The 17,970-nt window shown below is 69.6% G+C and carries 14 protein-coding genes; 8 read left to right on the plus strand and 6 right to left on the minus strand.

From position 1 onward, the window contains the following. Both AUL33_RS12870 and moeB read left to right on the plus strand, forming a co-directional pair. On the plus strand, positions 1-904 hold a 904-nt coding region (locus AUL33_RS12870), incomplete at its 5' end, for a DNA replication/repair protein RecF (protein WP_062208570.1). Further along, entirely contained in the window at positions 901-1,683 is a 783-nt protein-coding gene (gene moeB, locus AUL33_RS12875; protein ID WP_062208573.1) for a molybdopterin-synthase adenylyltransferase MoeB, read from the plus strand. The genes AUL33_RS12870 and moeB, both read left to right, overlap by 4 nt. A 10-nt stretch (positions 1,684-1,693) precedes the next feature. On the opposite strand, the gene AUL33_RS12880 is transcribed toward moeB, so the two are convergent. Together AUL33_RS12880 and AUL33_RS12885 are read right to left on the minus strand one after the other, a co-directional pair. Further along, a complete protein-coding gene (locus tag AUL33_RS12880; RefSeq protein WP_062208576.1) occupies positions 1,694-4,600 on the minus strand; it encodes a peptidoglycan-binding domain-containing protein in 2,907 nt (968 codons plus the stop codon). A gap of 290 nt (positions 4,601-4,890) precedes the next feature. Next, entirely contained in the window at positions 4,891-6,726 is a 1,836-nt protein-coding gene (locus tag AUL33_RS12885; protein WP_082652566.1) for an NAD(P)/FAD-dependent oxidoreductase, read from the minus strand. Between the two features lie 457 nt (positions 6,727-7,183). Here AUL33_RS12885 and AUL33_RS12890 point away from each other — a divergent pair, with 457 nt between their 5' ends. After that, positions 7,184-7,717, plus strand: a complete 534-nt coding sequence (locus AUL33_RS12890; RefSeq protein WP_374754430.1) for an SH3 domain-containing protein — start codon at positions 7,184-7,186, stop codon at positions 7,715-7,717. A 258-nt stretch (positions 7,718-7,975) separates the two neighbouring features. Here the strand turns inward: AUL33_RS12890 and irrA are convergent, their stop codons facing one another. Further along, positions 7,976-8,458, minus strand: coding sequence for an iron response transcriptional regulator IrrA (gene irrA, locus AUL33_RS12895; RefSeq protein ID WP_244492204.1), 483 nt, complete (start codon positions 8,456-8,458; stop codon positions 7,976-7,978). Between the two features lie 114 nt (positions 8,459-8,572). After that, the gene (locus AUL33_RS12900; RefSeq protein ID WP_062208581.1) at positions 8,573-9,040 is read right to left on the minus strand and encodes a hypothetical protein; all 468 of its coding nucleotides are present in this window, start codon (positions 9,038-9,040) and stop codon (positions 8,573-8,575) included. Positions 9,041-9,204: 164 nt separating this feature from the next. On the opposite strand from AUL33_RS12900, the gene fabA reads away from it, so the two are divergent. The 3 genes from fabA (at position 9,205) to fabI (ending at position 11,893) form a co-directional block, all read left to right on the plus strand. Beyond that, on the plus strand, positions 9,205-9,738 hold the full coding sequence (fabA, locus tag AUL33_RS12905) for a 3-hydroxyacyl-[acyl-carrier-protein] dehydratase FabA (protein ID WP_062208584.1): 534 nt from the start codon (positions 9,205-9,207) through the stop codon (positions 9,736-9,738). 65 nt (positions 9,739-9,803) lie between these two features. Continuing rightward, positions 9,804-11,021, plus strand: coding sequence for a beta-ketoacyl-ACP synthase I (fabB, locus tag AUL33_RS12910; RefSeq protein WP_082652567.1), 1,218 nt, complete (start codon positions 9,804-9,806; stop codon positions 11,019-11,021). A gap of 20 nt (positions 11,022-11,041) precedes the next feature. Continuing rightward, positions 11,042-11,893 (plus strand): enoyl-ACP reductase FabI, encoded by an 852-nt coding sequence (gene fabI / locus AUL33_RS12915; RefSeq protein ID WP_062208590.1) that lies wholly within the window; start codon positions 11,042-11,044, stop codon positions 11,891-11,893. 25 nt (positions 11,894-11,918) lie between these two features. On the opposite strand, the gene AUL33_RS12920 is transcribed toward fabI, so the two are convergent. Beyond that, entirely contained in the window at positions 11,919-12,617 is a 699-nt protein-coding gene (locus AUL33_RS12920) for an alpha/beta fold hydrolase (protein ID WP_062208593.1), read from the minus strand. A gap of 143 nt (positions 12,618-12,760) precedes the next feature. On the opposite strand from AUL33_RS12920, the gene AUL33_RS12925 reads away from it, so the two are divergent. Together AUL33_RS12925 and AUL33_RS12930 are read left to right on the plus strand one after the other, a co-directional pair. Beyond that, positions 12,761-13,813: an aldo/keto reductase gene (locus AUL33_RS12925; protein WP_062208596.1), complete on the plus strand. Its 1,053-nt coding sequence runs from the start codon at positions 12,761-12,763 to the stop codon at positions 13,811-13,813. 139 nt (positions 13,814-13,952) lie between these two features. Beyond that, positions 13,953-15,122 carry a winged helix-turn-helix domain-containing protein gene (locus tag AUL33_RS12930; protein ID WP_062208598.1) on the plus strand — a complete coding sequence of 390 codons (1,170 nt, stop codon included), beginning with the start codon at positions 13,953-13,955 and terminating at the stop codon, positions 15,120-15,122. A 563-nt stretch (positions 15,123-15,685) separates the two neighbouring features. Here AUL33_RS12930 and pnp read toward each other — a convergent pair. Then, a complete protein-coding gene (gene pnp, locus AUL33_RS12935) occupies positions 15,686-17,815 on the minus strand; it encodes a polyribonucleotide nucleotidyltransferase (RefSeq protein WP_062208601.1) in 2,130 nt (709 codons plus the stop codon). Between the last annotated feature and the right edge of the window lie 155 nt (positions 17,816-17,970).

The raw sequence follows: 17,970 nt of genomic DNA on the forward strand, positions 1-17,970 counted from the left end.
GCGCGCCCGCCTGCAGGGCGAGGACGGCGAGCCGATGGATCTCCTGACGCTGGTGCGTCCCGACGAGGGGAGCGGCGCCGCGCGCCTCGTGCGCATCGACGGCACGCAGACCCGCACCGCCGACGAGCTGCTCGACCATCTGCGCGTCGTCTGGCTGACCCCGGCGATGGACGGGCTCTTCACGGGGCCGGCCGGCGAGCGCCGCCGCTTCCTCGACCGGATGGTGCTGACCGTCGATCCCGGCCATGGCCGCCGCTCGCTCGACTACGAGAAGGCGATGCGCGGCCGCAACCGCCTCCTGTCCGAGGACCGGATGGACGAGGCTTGGCTCACCGGCATCGAGGCGCAGATGGCCGAGCTCGGCCTCGCGCTGGCGCTGGCGCGCGCCGATCTCGTGGCGCGCCTGCGGGCCTCGATCGAGACGCAAGGGGGCTCGCCCTTTCCGGTCGCCGACCTGACGCTGCATTCGGGCTTCGAGGATTTCGCGCTGGAGGGCCCGGCGGTGGATCTGGAAGACGCCGTCGCCCGGCGCCTGCGCACCCGCCGCCCGCTCGACCGCGCGGCCGGACGCACCACCGAGGGGCCGCATCGCGGTGATCTCGACGTGCGCCACCGCGAGAAGGCGATGCCCGCGGCCCTGTCGTCCACCGGTGAGCAGAAGGCCCTCCTCATCGGCCTGGTGCTCGCCCATGCCAGGCTGGTGGAGGTCGCGTCCGGCATGGCACCGGTGCTGCTCCTCGACGAGATCGCCGCCCATCTCGATCCCGGCCGGCGCGCCGCGCTGTTCGACATTCTCGACACGCTCGGCGTCCAGTCCTTCCTCACCGGCACCGACGCCGCGCTGTTCGAGGCGCTGGGCGCCCGCGCCCAGATGCTGACCGTGCGCCACGGAGCGATCGCATGACTGAGACGACCTCGACGCCCCCGCCCCTCTCCGGCGAGGAGCTGGAGCGCTACGCCCGTCACGTCATGCTGCCGGAGATCGGCGGCGCCGGGCAGCAGCGGCTGAAGCGCGCGCGCGTCCTTCTCGTCGGGGCCGGCGGCATCGGCTCGCCCGCCGCGCTCTATCTCGCCGCCGCCGGCGTCGGCACGCTGGGGATCGCCGACGATGACACGGTGTCGCTTTCCAATCTCCAGCGACAGATCCTGCACGGCACCGCCGATCTCGGCCGCTCCAAGCTGGCGAGCGCGAGCGATGCGATCGCCGCGATCAACCCGCATGTCGCGGTGGTGCCGCATGCCCTTCGCCTCGGCGAACACAACGCCCCCGCCATCGTCGACGCCTACGACATCGTCCTCGACGGCTCCGACAATTTCTCGACGCGCTACGCGATGGCCGACCTCTGCGAGAGGCTGGCAAAGCCGCTGGTGACCGCCGCCGTGCAGCGCTTCTCCGGCTCGCTGACGACGCTGACGCCCTACGCCACGGGCTCCGACGGCGTCGCTCATCCCGGCTACCGCGACCTCTTTCCCGAGCCGCCGCCCGAGGGGCTGGTGCCCTCCTGCGCCGAGGCCGGCATTCTCGGCGTCGTCACCGGTATTCTCGGCACGCTGGCGGCCGCGGAAGTCGTGAAGCTCGCGACTGGCGCCGGCGACCCGCTCCTCGGCCGCCTCCTCCTCGTCGACGTCCTTCGCATGCGCTTCGAGGAAATTCGCTACAGGCGCCCGCGCGCCGCACGCTGAACGCTGCCGTTCAGCGTGCGGCGACCCAGCGGCTTTCGAGATGATGGCCGAGCGACCACGCCGCGAGCTTCGCCTTGCCCTCGTCGCCGCAGGGGGTCTCCAGCGGGTCACGGTGCATCTGGAACTCGCCGTCGACGATCATCGCCATGAGGAAGCAGGCCTCGCGATACTCGCCCCGTTCACGACTGACGATCTGAACCTTGGTCTCCAGCGCGATCGCTTCCATCTGGCGCTCCCGCCACTGCGCCAGACCGTAATCGGCGATGTCCACCTTGACGGCGATCGGCTGCCAGTCCTCGGGCGCCAGCGTGGTCTGCCAGCGACGGAACGCGGGGAAGAGATCGCCGATCACGCTTTGCGCTCCGTCCCGGCCGGCGAGAATGACCGGCGGATGATCGAGCACCAGCGCCTTCAGGGCTTCCGAATAGGTGTTTAGAAGCGCCGCTGCCTCGACGCCATAACGCTGGCGCAGTTCGGCCTCTTTCGCCCCCAGCGTCGACGCTTCGTTGCGGGCGAGACGCTCGGCGTCCTCGCGCTCGGTCGTCGCCTGAAGGCGGCGGGCTTCCGCAGCCGCAAGCTCGGCCTTGCGCGCAGTCTCCCGCTCGGCGATCGCCGCGTCCAGCGTCGTGCGCTCGTACCAGAACGGCGCAAAGGAGGCTGCGAGACCATCGCGCTTCAACGCCTCGCTCATCGTCTTCAGGACGTCGGCCGAGGCATAGACGAGGCGGCAATCCTCCTGACGTACGGCCTGGAAAGCCTCGTCCGCCGAGACGAAGCGGACCGGCGGCACCGCGCCGGTCTCGTTGGCGACGAACCGTCCGAGCGGCTCCAGCATTGCGTCGTGGGCCTCGCGCTCGTCCGGCACAACGGCGCAGAGCGCACCGCCACCCTTGGCGGGAACGAGCGCACCGAAGCCGTTGCGGGCGCCCGTGCCCAGATCGGCCTCGATGGCGGCCGCAAGCGTGGTCTCGGCCGCCTCGCGCCGGAGAAGCACTGCGTAGGGCATCTCCGTGAAGACGCGAAGGGCGCCCGCCTCCAGCGCTTCGAGGACGGGCGCGGCCAGTGAGGGCGGCGATGTCAGGAAGTCGCCCCGCCGCACGAGAAGGAGATCGCGGGCGGCGATGTCGAGCGGGCCGCAGGCGTTCGGCGAGAGGTCGATCCGGCTCGCGCCGAATCGTGCGAGCTCGCCCGCAAGCGCCCGGTGCAGCGCCGGCTGCGCCGGCACGGCGAGGGTGCAGAGCGAGGCCTTGCCGGTGGTGAAGGCGAAGGCACCCATCAGGTTGCGCGTCAGGGACGGCGCGCGCGGGCCGGCATTGTAGAGAACCACGACATCGTCCGGTGCGCCCTCCAGCAGAGGCGCATTGGCCGGTGTCACCGCCACCGCCGCCCCGACGCCGCCGGCGGGCGGCGCCGGGGTCGACGGCGCGGCCCTGGCGGCGAGAAGCGCGATCGGGGCGGCCAGCCCCCGACGGGCAATCAGCGAGGCGAGGCGCTCGCGCGCCTGCGTGAGGATCTCGCCGTCGCCGCCCTTGAGATCGCTCTCGAGCAGCGTCAACTCGGCGACGATCTCGGGCAGCGCGTCGGATGTCAGGTTGGCGGCCACCCAGTTCGAGAGATCGCGCTGGCGCTCCGTCAGCTCGGCGCGCAGCGCCGCGACGCGACGGACCTCCTCGGCGACGCGCTCGGTGCGTCGTGCCTCCTCGAACGCGGCGAATCCGGGAGCGGGAGCCAGAGCGCCGCGCAGGCGAAGCGTCGCGGCGGCCAGCGTGTCGGGCGCCCCCGACCCCATCGCGCCGTTGACGGTCGCGACCTCGGAGGCGATGGCGAGGAGACCCGGCGTCTGCGGGTTGAGCCGCAGGAAGGCATCGGCATCCGAAATCAGCGTGCGCGCCTCGCGCTGCGCGCGCTTCAGGCGGTCGGCCTCGGCTTTCTCGAAGGCGGCGCGATCGGCAAAGCCGGCGCGCCGGGCCGTGCGAAACGCCTCGGCATCGGAAAAGCCGGAGGCCTGGAACGCCTTGTAGTCCTCGGCCGTCTCGAACCCGGCGCGCGAGGCGGCATCGAGCGAGGCGGCGGAGGCGAAGCCGCCGGCCTTGGCGCGGATGTAGTCGTCGCTGCTGCGAAATCCGCCGGACCGCGCCTGATCGAAGTCGCGCATCGTGCGGAAGCCCAAGGCCCGCGCCTCGCTGAAGGCGGAGGCCGAGGGAAAGCCGCCGCTCTGGGCCTCCGTGAAGGCCGCGGCATCCTGAAAGCCTCGGGCCGCCGCCAGACTGCGTTCGGCATCGTTGCGGAACCCATCCTGCGCGGTCGCCTCGACCGCGGCCAGGGCGTCGGCGTCGAAGACCTCGAAGGAGGGGGCGCCGAACTGCTCGGCAAAGCGCTCGAAGGCCTTGCCGGTGGACGGGCCGATGAGCCCGTCGACCGGCCCCTCGTAGACGCCGAGCCGCGAGAAGGCGGCCTGCAAGCGCCGAACCGACTGGCGGTAGGCCGGCCGCGCCATGAGATCGAGCGCCGAAGGTCCGTCGAGCGAGTGCCAGACGACCCGGTCGAGGTTCTCGCCGCCCGAGAGGAACGAGTCCTCGGGAATCAGGCGAAGCTCCTTGAGCGCCTTGAGGTTCGCCTTGGCCTTGTCGCGCGCGAGCGTGCCCGCCGCCACGGCATAGCGCCCGTTCCGGCTCTGGATCACGAGGGTCGGCCCGAGGGTCGGGCCATAGGCCTCGCCGAGCGCCACGGCCTCCTGCGGGTCCTCGCGGCTGGCGATCACCAGCCAGAGCGTGTCGCTGCGCGGCTTGGCGGCGGGAGCCCGCCGCTCGCTCGACTGGGCCTTCACCATCTCCTGAAGGACCCCCGCAGCATAATCGCCGAAGGTCTGGGCGACCACCGGAGAGGCCGACAGGAGAACCGTCGTCGCCATGCTCATTCGCAACCAGTCACGCACGCGACGTCATCCCCTCACGGATCGATCCGCCCTCCCCTGTCGCCCGGCGTCCAGAGCGGACGAACGGGCAAAACGAGCGGACGGATCGCACAATACGTCGATATCACAACCGAAAGGCGTGGAGAGCAAGGAGAGAAGGACCCAACATGCCGACAAACCACAGACTTCCCTAACGGCAGCGCCCAGCCCGCCATTAGTTGCCTTCCAAATCCGAGGATCGGAGCCCGTGTCGGCGTATCCACGATGCCCCGATCTCGAAACGGCACGGTCCCTCAACTGGTGTGATGCACCTCGTCCTGGCCCCAGACGGGGGTGTCCAGCCCTTCCATGCGGGCCTTCAGCTGCAGGCTGAGGAACTGCGAGTAATGCCGGGACTGGTGCAGGTTGCCGCCGTGGAACCAGAGGTTCGGCAGTGCCGTCGGCTTCCACATGTTGCGCAGTTCCCCGACCCAGGGGCCGGGATCCTTCGTGGTGCCCGAGCCCATGCCCCAGCACTTGCCCACCCGGTCGGCAGCGTCCTGGCCCATGAGATCGGCGACCCAGCCGTTCATCGAGGCATAGCCGGTGGCGTAGACGATGAGGTCGGCCGGCAGTTCCGTGCCGTCGTCGAAGGCCACCGAATGCTCGCGGATCCCGGCGATGCCGACGCCGGACTTCAGCTTGATCTTCCCGTCCGCGACGAGCTCGGAGGCGCCGACGTCGATATAGTAGCCCGAGCCCCGGCGCAGGTACTTCATGAAGAGGCCGGAGCCGTCCTCGCCGAAGTCGAGGAGGAAGCCCGCCTTTTCCAGCCGGGCGTAGAAGTCGGCGTCGCGCGCCTTCATCGCCTCGTACACCGGCACGTGGAAGTCCGGCATGATCCGGTAGGGCACGGAGGCGAAGATGAGGTCGGCCTTGTCGGTGGTGATGCCCCGCTCCACCGCGTCTTCCGAATAGAGCCCGCCGAGCGAGAGCTCCATCAGTGAGTCCGAGCGGGCGATATGGGTGGAGGTCCGCTGCACCATCGTGACGTCCGCCCCGGCCTCCCAGAGCGCGGCCGAGATGTCGTGCGCCGAGTTGTTCGAGCCGATGACGACGGCGCGCTTTCCCGTCCAGGCGTCGGGACCGGGATGCTCGGAGGAATGGTGCTGGTCGCCCTTGAACGTCTCCATGCCGGGGAAGCGCGGCTTGTTGGCCTTGCCCGAGAGGCCGGTCGCCATCACGAGTTGCCTGGGATGGAGCACCACCTCCTGCCCGTCGCGGTCGACCACCACGGTCCATTCGCCGCTCGCCTCGTCGAACGCAGCCGACCTGGCGGTGCTGGAGCCCCAGAAGTTCAGCTCCATGATGCGGGTGTAGTGCTCCAGCCAGTCGCCGATCTTGTCCTTGGCGGCGAAGACCGGCCAGTCGTCGGGGAAGGGCAGGTAGGGCAGGTGGTCGTACCAGACGGGATCGTGGAGATGCAGCGACTTGTAGCGCTTGCGCCAGGAATCGCCGGGCCGCTCGTTCTTCTCGATGATGACCGTCGGCACGCCGAGCCGCTTCAGCCGGGCCGCCAGGCCGATGCCGCCCTGCCCGCCGCCGACGATGACGACATAGGGCTGCGTCTCGTATCCGAGCTTGGCCTCCTCCTCTTCCTTGCGCTCCAGCCACGACTTGCGCGCGGCCTCGGCGCCGTGATGGACGCCCTTCTCGCGGGCGCGGCCCTTCTTCTCCTCGAAGCCCTTCAGCTCGCGCATCGTGGTGAGCAGCGTCCAGCAGAGCTTGCCCTTCAGGCGGATGTGGCCGAACCCGCGCGCCGCCGCCGTCTCGAAGGTGAACCAGCCCTCGACGAGGCCGTCCGCCTCGCTGGCCTCGCCGTCCAGCCGGAAGCGGGTGGGCTTCGTCGCCTCGAGCGTTCCCTCCAGAAGCGAGCGCACGCCGGCGCGGCCCTCCACCGTCTTGAGGTTCCAGGTGAAGGCGACGAGATCGCGCCAGAAGCTCGTTTCCGTGAAGAGGCCCGTGGCGGCATCGACGTCGCCCGCCGCCAGCGCCGTCTCGAACGCCGCCAGCCAGCGCGCGACGTCGTCGCTCGCGCCCGGCGCGGAGTGGACGGGCGCTGCCGCGCTGCGCTCCAGGGTTTCGCTCATGCCTGTTCCTCCTCGACAAGGCCGCGCGCCGATGGTTTCCGGTCTTCGCGGCGAATGGGGCTCCGGCGTCGATCGGCCGTGCCATCACATGGATGGACCGGCCTTAGAACACCCGAGGCGATCGGGGGAATGGTGCTGCGGCGCGGGCTGCGACGCAACCGAAAGACGTCCCGCAGCTGCGCTCCCGCGTTGTGCATCGCCGTCGCGACAGGGTGCTTGCGGAAGGGTCTGTTAACCGCAATCGGCGATAGTGGAGGTCACGATCCGGCCTCTCGCCTCGCTTCCCCTCCCCCCCACGCGGGCGCGGCCGGGGCGGCGGCACGGGCGAGAGGCGCGATCGCTTCCGGCGCCCCCGCGCCGCCCGTCCTGCCTGGAGTTTTCGGCCTTGCTGTCCCCGTCCGCCGCCCTTCGCCGCACGCTCGTCTCGCTCGTTTCCGGTGCCGCCCTTCTCGCCGTCCTGCCGGCTCACGCCCAGTCGCCCGCCGCAGCCGCAACGCTGCCCGAGGCGGTGGCGGCCACCGCCGCCGCCGAGGAGACCGGCGAGGACGCCGAAATGTCGAAGAAGCTGCCGCTGCCGCGCTTCGTCTCGCTCAAGTCGGCGCGGGTGAACCTGCGCGTCGGTCCCGGCAAGGACTATGCGGTGTCCTGGCTCTTCACCAAGCCGGGCCTGCCGGTCGAGATCATCCAGGAATACGACCTCTGGCGCCGCATCCGCGATTCGGAGGGCACCGAGGGCTGGGTCTATCATTCGCTGCTCTCGGGCGAGCGCACCGCGCTGGCCGCCCCGTGGCTGAAGGGCAAGAAGGACGCGACGATCGCCATGCACCGCGCCGCAGCCGAGGACGGCGCGGTGGTGGCCGAGATGGAGCCGGGCGTGGTGACGAAGGTGCGCGAGTGCTCCTTCGGCTGGTGCCAGGTGGAAGCGGCCGGCCGTCGCGGGTTCGTCTCGCAGAACGAGATGTGGGGGGTTTATCCCGACGAACGCTTCTGACGTCAGGCCCGGCCCGGACGATAGACGCGTTCGTCAGCGCCCACCCCCCGACGAATGCCCCCGGCATTCGGCGAATCCAGCCGCGGGCCTTTCGACGTTCGGCTAGACGAACGCCTTCAGGCATTCGGTAAGCTACGGATCAGAACGATCACTCACAAAAAAAGGGCCGGGATCATCGTGATCCCGGCCCTTTTTTTCGTCGGACTCTCAAGCTTCGAGCGCCGAGGTCTCACCCCGCGGCCCACCAGCCGCGACGGCTCACGCCGCCGGCACGGCCTTGCGGCGCAGGCGCACCACCACGTCGACGTTCACGATCTCCATGCCCTCGGGGGGCTCGGGCAGGTCGCTCACCGAGATCGTCCCGTCGGGAATGTCGATCATCGTGTTGTCGTTCTCGACGAAGAAGTGGAAATGGTCGGACGTGTTGGTGTCGAAATAGGTCCGCTGCCCCTCGGCCGAGAGCGGGCGCACGAGGCCGGCATCGGTGAACTGGTGGAGCGTGTTGTAGACGGTGGCGAGCGACACCGGCTCGCCGGCCTTGTGCGCCTCGTCGTGCAGGTCTTCGGCCGAGAGGTGGCGGTCGCCGGCCCCGAAGATCAGATTGCACAGGGCGACGCGCTGGCGCGTCGGACGCAGGCCCGCGGCGCGCAGACGCTCGAAGACGCAGAAGCTCTGTTGCCTCGATGCGGATCGTGCATCCAGCGTGTGGGACGGGGCCCGGTGGTCCATGATGGTCGCCATCTAAAACTTGAGTTCGTTTATCTACTTTAGCGAGAGCGATGGTCTTGTCGCAAGTCCCCTTCGCGATGGCAATATAATCGCAATCGCCGCGAAGGACAATTCGGCGCCTTGTCGCTAGCCGCCGCAGCCGCTGGCCAGCCGCGCCATCGCCTTGCCCGATCCCTTGAGCGGCAGCGCCACGAGGCCGGTGGGTCCCGCGACTTCGAGAGTCTTTCCCTTCGCCAGCGCCGCGATCAGGGGCGCCAGCGCAGCCGCCGCGTCGCAGCGAACGAAGCGCGAGCCCGCGCCGTTCGGCTCCGCCTCGGCGCGAACGCTCGTCACATGCGCGGTGCCGTCGACGACGAGAGCGAGCGTCAGGTCGCGCCCGCCGGGAAATTGCGCGCCGTTGCCCGCGACGATCGTGCGGATCGTGCCCCGCCCCTCGCAGGCGAACTCGAGGCCGGCGGGGCGACCGCCCAGCGTGAAGAAGGCCCGCGCTCCACCGGCGCCCTCGCCCGCGCGCCACTCCTGCGCCCCGGCGGGCAGACAACCTGCGGCCACGCAGGCGGCGATCACGAGAACGGGAAGGCGCGGGCACGACATCGGCTGAAGGCTCCCATGAAAAACGCGAGCCGGCGGCGTCGGCACACGCAGCACGACCGGTCGGCGGACAGTTAACGCATTTGCCCCCGCCCGCACCCGTGCTAAGGGCTCGGTCCACGAAAATTCGGCGCGGCAGGGACAGCCGAGCGAACACGGGCGGAGCGATGGACACGAAGAAGACCCATTTCGGCAAGGACGAGCTTCTGGCCTGCGGTCGGGGCGAGTTGTTCGGCGCCGGCAACGCGCAGCTTCCCCTGCCGCCGATGCTGATGTTCGACCGCATCACCGAGATCACGCTCGACGGCGGCGAGTTCGGCAAGGGTTCGATCAAGGCCGAGTTCGACGTCTCGCCCGACCTCTGGTTCTTCGCCTGCCACTTCCAGGGCGATCCGGTCATGCCGGGGTGTCTGGGCCTCGACGCGCTCTGGCAGCTCACGGGCTTCTATCTCGGCTGGCTGGGCGAGGAAGGCCGCGGCCGGGCGCTCGGCGTCGGCGAGGTGAAGTTCAGCGGTCAGGTGACCCCGAAGGTCCGGCATGTCGAGTACGGCGTCGAATTTCGCCGGGTCATGCGCTCGAAGCTGAAGCTCGGCATCGCCGAGGGCTGGATGAAAGCCGACGGAGAGGTCATCTATCGGGCGAGCAACCTGCGCGTCGGCCTGTTCAAGGACGAAGACGGCGCGGTGCCGGCCGGGGGCTGAACCGCGGCCGCCTCAGACGAGCATGAACGGATCGCGCTCGATGCGGATCCCAGACGGAGTTTGCCATGAGACGGGTCGTCGTGACCGGAATGGGCATCGTGTCCTCGATCGGCAACAATGCCGACGAGGTCGCCGCCTCGCTGAAAGCCGCGCGCTCCGGCATCACCTTCGCGCCCGACTATGCGGAACTGGGTTTTCGCTCGCGCGTCCACGGTAAGCCGACGCTGGATCCCACAACGATCCTCGACCGCCGGGCGCTTCGCTTCCACGGTGGCGGCACCGCTTGGAACCACGTCGCGATGGACGAGGCGATTGCCGACGCCGGCCTCGAGCCCTCTGACGTCTCGAACGAGCGCACCGGGCTGGTGATGGGCTCGGGCGGCTCGTCCACCCGCACCATCATCGAGGCCGCCGACATCGCGCGCACGAAGGGTCCCCGCAAGGTCGGCCCGCTTGCGGTGCCCAAGGCCATGAGCTCCACCGCCTCGGCGACGCTTTCCACCTGGTTCAAGATCAAGGGCCCGAGCTACTCGATCTCCTCGGCCTGCGCGACCTCGACGCATTGCGTCGGCAACGCCGCGCAGCTCATCCAGCTCGGCCTGCAGGACGTGATGTTCGCCGGCGGCTGCGAGGATCTCGACTGGACGCTGTCGGTGCTCTTCGATGCGATGGGCGCCATGTCGTCGAACTTCAACGACACGCCGTCGGTCGCCTCGCGGCCTTACGACAAGGCGCGCGACGGCTTCGTCATCGCGGGCGGCGCCGGCGTCCTCGTGCTCGAGGAATACGAGCATGCGAAAGCGCGCGGCGCCAAGATCTACGCCGAGATCGTCGGCTATGGCCTGACCTCGGACGGCGCCGACATGGTCGCCCCGTCCGGCGAGGGCGCCACGCGCTGCATGCGCCAGGCGATCGCCAACGTGAAGGGTCCGATCGACTACATCAACCCGCACGCCACCTCGACCCCGGTCGGCGACCGGATGGAGGTGCAGGCGATCCGCGAGGTGTTCGGCGAGGCCATCCCGCCGATCTCCGGCACCAAGGCGCTCACCGGCCACAGCCAGGGCGCGACGGGCGTGCAGGAGGCGATCTACTCGCTCCTGATGATGCGGGACGACTTCATCGCCGCCAGCGCCCATATCGACGAGCTCGATCCCGAGTTCGCGGACATGCCGATCGTGCGTGAACGCCGCGACGACGTGCGCCTCGACACCGTGCTGTCGAACTCCTTCGGGTTCGGCGGCACCAACGCCACGCTGGTCTTCCAGCGCGTGCGAGATTGACCATTCGGGGGAACGGCGCCATGGGCGACCTGATGAAGGGCAAGCGCGGGCTCGTGATGGGCGTCGCGAACCACAATTCCATCGCCTGGGGCGCCGCCAAGGCGCTGGCCGCGCAGGGCGCGGAGATCGCGCTCACCTATCAGGGCGACGCCTTCGGCAAGCGCGTGAAGCCGCTCGCCGCCGAGATCGGCTCGACTTTGCTCGTCGACTGCGACGTCGAGGACATCGCCTCGGTCGACCGCGTCTTCGAGACGCTGAAGGCCGAGTGGGGCAAGATCGACTTCGTGATTCACGCCATCGCCTTCTCCGACAAGAACGAGTTGAAGGGTCTCTACGCCGACACGACGCGCGAGAACTTCACCCGCACCATGCTGATCTCCTGCTTCTCCTTCACGGAGATCGCCAAGCGGGCGGCGGCGATCATGAACAATGGCGGTTCGCTGGTGACGCTGACCTATGGCGGCGCCACCCGCGTCATGCCGAACTACAACGTGATGGGCGTCGCGAAGGCCGCGCTCGAAGCCTCCGTGCGCTATCTCGCGGCCGATTTCGGCCCGCGCGACATCCGCGTCAACGCCGTCTCGGCCGGGCCGCTGCGCACGCTGGCGGGCGCCGGCGTCTCCGACGCGCGGCTGATGCTGAACTACCAGCGCCGAAACGCCCCGATGCGCCGCAACGTCACGCACGAGGAGGTCGGCGGCTCGACCCTCTACCTCCTGTCCGACCTGTCTAAGGGCGTCACCGGCGAGATCCACTACGTGGATGCCGGCTACAACATCATGTCGATGCCGGCCCTCGACGAGTTGAAGGCGCAGGAGCGCCGGGCCGAGATCGTCGGCGAAGTGGAAACGGTGACCGAGCCCGCCAAGTAAGGCGGGCTCGTACGGGTCCCTTGCCTCACCCGGCGACGGGCGGCTCGACGAAGCGGGCGCGGATCTCCGCGGCCACCCGCATCGGCGACTCCAGGCTCGGCAGATGGCCGCATTCCTCCAGGCCGACGAAACGGGCGTCCGGCATCGCGGCCGCCATCGCGCGCCCGTCGGCCGGCGCCGAGAAGGCGTCGTTCTCGCCCCAGATCAGCAGCGACGGACAGCCGATCGAGGCCACCGCCTCCAGCCGCTCGGCGCGCGTCATCAGCGCCTCGTTCTGCGCCAGCACACGGTCGAGCGGCGCCCGCCCGGCCATGAGCCGGAAACTGTCGGCGGCCTCCTGTCCCCGCCCTTCCGGCTCGAAGACGATGCCGCGCGCCATCGCCTCGAACAGCGCGGCGCCGCCATCGTCCTCGATCACGCCTCGGCGTTCGTCATAGGACTGGCGCGGCCCGGCGCCCCCGGCCCCCGCGCCCATCACCACCAGACCCCGCACCTGCGCCGGCGCCAGCAGCGCCACCTCGCGCGCGACATGGCCGCCGAACGAGGTGCCGAGCACCACGAAGGAGCGGCCCTTGGCGGCCTCCACCACGGACGCGGCGCAGGCCGCCATATCCGGGGCCTCGGCGATCACCGTCTCGCAGTCGAAATCGGACCGCAGCAGCGGGATCAGCGGCTCGTAGAGATCGCCGTCGCAGGCAAAGGCGGGCACGAGAAGAAGCAGCATGGGAAGGCTCGTCGGGGTTCGTTGCAGCTGCCTCGTCATCTAGGGCGCCTGACGGCAAGTGCGACGCGATCCGCCGTTTGCTGCGCCGCCGCATCGCCTGTAGGACTCGCCGCAACCCCTTTCCACGCAACGGACCCCTTCCCATGCAGAAACGACCGCTCGGGCGAACCGGACTCCATGTCAGCCGCATCTGCCTGGGCACGATGACCTTCGGCGAACAGAACACCGAGGCCGAGGGACACGCGCAGCTCGACCGCGCGCTGGATCGCGGCGTCGACTTTATCGACACGGCCGAACTCTACCCGATCCCGCCGAAGGCCGAGACCCAAGGCGCCACCGAAAGCTTCATCGGATCCTGGCTGAAGGCGCGCGGCGGGCGCGATCGCCTGACGATCGCGACGAAGGTGGTCGGCCGATCCGACTCGCGCTGGTTCCGCGACGACGGCGCCAAGCCGCGGCTGGATCTCCGCAACATCCTCGAGGCGGTCGACAAGTCGCTGGCGCGGCTCGGCACCGACCACATCGACCTCTACCAGATCCACTGGCCGGACAGGCCGACCGCTGGCTTCGGCTCGGTGCCGACGCGCTGGAAGACGCCGGAGAGCGATCCCGACGAGGTGGGGATCGCCGAGACGCTCGACGCGCTCGGTGAGATCGTGCGCGCCGGCAAGGTCCGCCATATCGGGCTGTCGAACGAGAGCGCCTGGGGCACGATGCGCTTCGTTGCCGAGAGCGAGCGCAGTGGCGGCCCCCGCGTCCAGTCGATCCAGAACGCCTACAACCTCCTCAACCGCGTGTTCGAGCCGGCGTTGGTGGAGGTAGCCCTGCGCGAAGACGTCGGGCTCCTCGCCTATTCGCCGCTCGCCCAAGGCTACCTCACCGGCAAGTATGCCGGCGGCGTGCTGCCGGAAGGCTCGCGCAAGGCGCTGTTCGACCGGCTGCAGCGCTACGAGAAGCGCGGCACGGCGGAGGCGGTGGACGCCTATGTCGCGCTCGCCCGGCGGTTCGATCTGGCGCCGGCGACCTTCGCCAACGCCTTCGTCCTCGCCCAGCCCTTCGTCACCGCGACGATCATCGGCGCGACGACGCTGGAGCAGCTGGACGAGTGCCTCGCCGCCGAGGACGTCGTCTGGACCGACGAGATGCAGGCGGCGGTGGACGAGGTCCACCAGCGCGTCGGCAACCCCGCGCCGTAACGCAACTTGCGAGGCCGGCGGGACGCCCATCGCTTCGCCGGCCCGACCCGTTCAGCGACGCCGCATCGTTCGAGGCCGACGAATCGGTTAGTCTACCCCGGCGCGCGAACCTGTGGGGCGCGAAGGAGCGGATCGGCCGATGACGGAGCATCTGAACGCGGCGCAGGCTCGCCGCATCGCGCTGGCGGCGCAGGGCTTCGGTGCGGCCCGGCCGGCGCGCGTCGATGCCGGCCACCTCCGGCGCACGGTCGATCGGCTCGGCCTGCACCAGATCGACAGCGTCAACGTCCTGACGCGCGCGCACTACCTGCCGGCCTTCTCCCGGCTCGGCCCCTACGACGCCACGCTGATCGATCGGGCCGCCTGGGGCCGGCGCTCCGAGCGCCGTCTCTTCGAATATTGGGCGCACGAGGCCTCGCTCCTGCCGCTGGCGCTGCACCCGGATCTGCGCTGGCGCATGGCGCGGGCTGATCGCGGCGAAGCCGGCTATGCGGGCATGCGGGTCTTTGCCGGCGAGCGCCGCGGCGAGGCGATGGCGATCCTCGGACGCATCCGCGACGAGGGGCCGCTGGCCGCCTCCGACTTCGATCGTGGCCGCCCGGGCTGGTGGGAGTGGAGCGAGCCCAAGCGGATGCTCGAATGGCTGTTCTATGCCGGCCACGTGACGACGGCGACGCGGCGGCGCTCGTTCGAGCGCGTCTACGACCTGCCCGAGCGCGTGCTGCCGCCGGCGATCCTCGCCCTGCCGACGCCGAGCGAGGGGGAAGCGCAGCGCGCCCTGATCGAGCGGGCGGCGCGGGCGCTGGGCATCGCCACGCTCATTGAACTCCGCGACTATTTCCGCCTCGGGCCCGCGGACGCCGCGCGCGCCGTGGCCGGGCTCGTCGAAGAGGGCGTACTGGTGCCGGCCGCGGTGCCCGGCTGGCCCGCCGCCTTCCTGCATCGCGACGTCCGCCTGCCGCGCCGCATCGCGGCCCGCGCGCTTCTCGCCCCGTTCGACCCGCTCGTCTGGGAGCGCGCCCGCACGCAGCGCCTCTTCGGCTTCCGCTACCGCATCGAGATCTACACGCCCGCCGACAAGCGCCTCCACGGCTACTACGTCCTGCCCTTCCTTCTCGGCGACCGCCTCGTGGCGCGCGTCGACCTCAAGTCCGACCGCGCCACCTCCCGCCTCCTCGTCCCCGCCGTCCATCTCGAACCCGACGCCCCGCCCGAGACGCTGCACGAGCTGCAGGCGGAACTCGCGGACCTCGCCCGCTGGCTGGGGTTGGTGGAGGTCGTCGGGCCGCAGGCGGCGGCGGTGGATTGAGGGTTGCGATGAGACAGCGGCGGCATGCGTCGGGTCGGTGCACGTCGATCGGCGGTGGCTATGCCGTCGCGGCGCGACCGTGAGGTGAGACGCTTGCGGGTTCCGTTGCCGGCTCGCGGATGACGCTGCCAGCCTCGCGCAGTCTGGCTCAAGAGCGGAGAGCGGAGAGCGGAGAGCGGAGAGCGGAGAGCGGAGAGCGGAGAGCGGAGAGCGGAGAGCGGAGAGCGGAGAGCGGAGAGCGGATCCCATTTTTCGGCACGCCAAATTCAATCTCAATCTTTCAAGCTCGTCATCTCGGCCCCCGAGCCGGGATCCATGCCCTGACGCGTGCGGCTTCCCGCTGACCGAACGTCGGCTGACGGACGCCGATCCGCCTTAACCGACGACTGCGGTATGGATCCCGGCTCGGGGGCCGGGATGACGAACCGGTGGGGTTGGTGGTCGATCGTCGGACCGCATGGGACCGTTCGGTTGCCCCGCCTCCCCCACCCTCCCTCCCCACAACGAAAAAGGGGCGAGCCTCGCGGCCCGCCCCTCTCAACCGTCCATTCAAACGCTGCCGATCAGGCGGCGTCGTCCTGGCTCTTCTTGATCTCTTCGCCGGTGGCCTGGTCGACGACCTTCATCGAGAGGCGGACCTTGCCGCGCTCGTCGAAGCCCATCAGCTTGACCCAGACCTTCTGGCCTTCCTTCACGATGTCCTTCGTGTTGGCGACGCGGTCGCCAGCCAGCTGCGAGATGTGGACGAGGCCGTCGCGCGAACCGAAGAAGTTCACGAAGGCGCCGAACTCGACGCACTTCACGACGGTGCCCTCGTAGATCTCGCCGACTTCAGGCTCGGCCACGATCGAGTGGATCCACTTCTTGGCCGCCTCGATCTCCTTGCCCGAGGAGGAGGCGATCTTCACCGTGCCGTCATCCTCGATGTTGATCTTGGCGCCGGTCTTCTCGACGATCTCGCGGATCACCTTGCCGCCCGAGCCGATCACGTCGCGGATCTTGTCGGTGGGGATCTGCATGACCTCGATGCGCGGCGCGAACTCGCCGAGCTCGGCGCGGTTCGTCGACAGCGCCTTGGCCATCTCGTTCAGGATCGTCAGGCGACCGCCCTTGGCCTGCTCGAGAGCGACCTTCATGATCTCCTCGGTGATGCCCTGGATCTTGATGTCCATCTGCAGCGAGGTGATGCCGGCTTCCGTGCCCGCGACCTTGAAGTCCATGTCGCCGAGGTGATCCTCGTCGCCGAGGATGTCGGAGAGGACCGCGTAGCGCTCACCCTCGAGGATCAGGCCCATGGCGATGCCCGCCACCGGCTTGCCGAGCGGCACGCCGGCATCCATCAGCGCCAGCGAGGTGCCGCAGACGGTGGCCATCGAGGACGAGCCGTTGGACTCGGTGACCTCGGAGACGACCCGCATCGTGTAGGGGAAGGCTTCCTTGGCCGGCAGCATCGGACGGATGGCGCGCCAGGCGAGCTTGCCGTGGCCGATTTCGCGGCGGCCGGGCGAACCCATGCGGCCGGTCTCGCCGACCGAGTAGGGAGGGAAGTTGTAGTGAAGGAGGAAGGTCTCCTTGTAGGTGCCAGTCAAGCTGTCGACGTACTGCTCGTCCTCGCCGGTGCCGAGCGTGGCGACGACCAGCGCCTGCGTCTCGCCGCGCGTGAACAGCGCCGAGCCGTGGGTGCGCGGCAGGATGCCGGCTTCCGCGACGATCGGACGGACCGTGGAGAGGTCGCGTCCGTCGATGCGGCTCTTGGTGTCGAGGATGTTCCAGCGCACGATCTTGGCCTGGAGGTCCTTGAACACGGCACCGACGACTTCCTTCGGCGCCTTCGGGTCCGCGCCCTCGGGCAGGAAGTGGGCCATGACCTTGGCCTTCACCGCGTCGACGGCGGTGTAGCGGGCCATCTTGTCGGTGTTCTTGTAGGCCGAGCGCAGTTCGCCCTCGGCGATCAGCAGCATCTCGCCTTCGAGCGCCGAGTTGTCGGCCGGGTTGTGCTCGCGCGGCTCCTTGGCGGCGTGCTCGGCGAGCTGGATGATCGCGTCGATCACCGGCTGGAAGCCCTTGTGGCCGAACATCACGGCGCCGAGCATCGTGGCTTCGTCGAGCTCGTGGGCTTCCGACTCGACCATGAGGACGGCGTCCTGCGTGCCGGCGACGACGAGGTCGAGCTTCGACTCCGCCATTTCGTCGACATGCGGGTTGAGCTTGTAGGCCCCATCGATCCAGCCGACGCGCGCGCCGCCGATCGGGCCCATGAAGGGCACGCCCGACAGCGTCAGCGCCGCCGAGGTCGCGACCATCGCCAGGACGTCCGGATCGTTCTCGAGGTCATGCTGCAGGACGGTGACGACGACCTGCGTGTCGTTCTTGTAGCCGGCGGCGAAGAGCGGACGGATCGGACGGTCGATGAGGCGGGAGACGAGCGTCTCCTTCTCGGATGGGCGTCCCTCGCGCTTGAAGTAGCCGCCTGGGATCTTGCCGGCCGCGAAGGCCTTTTCCTGGTAGTTCACGGTCAGCGGGAAGAAGTCGAAGCCGACCTTGGGCTGCTTCTGCGACACGACGGTCGCTAGCACGGTGGTCTCGCCGTAGGTGGCAAGCACGGCGCCGTCGGCCTGGCGGGCGATCTTGCCGGTTTCGAGGGTCAGCGTGCGGCCGGCCCATTCGATCTCGACCTTGTGGGTATGGAACATGAGATATGCCTCTCGTGCAGGCCGCGGGACCGCTCGAAAAGCGGTGCGGCCGTTGGCGTTGAAACGCGCACGGGCAAGACAGCGGGAGGCTTCCGGGAGGCGCGCGCCGCAGGATGGCGCGGCGCCTCGGCACGATGCGGTCCGGGGCGGGTCGG

This window comes from Aureimonas sp. AU12 (assembly GCF_001463705.1).
Lineage (GTDB): Bacteria > Pseudomonadota > Alphaproteobacteria > Rhizobiales > Rhizobiaceae > Aureimonas.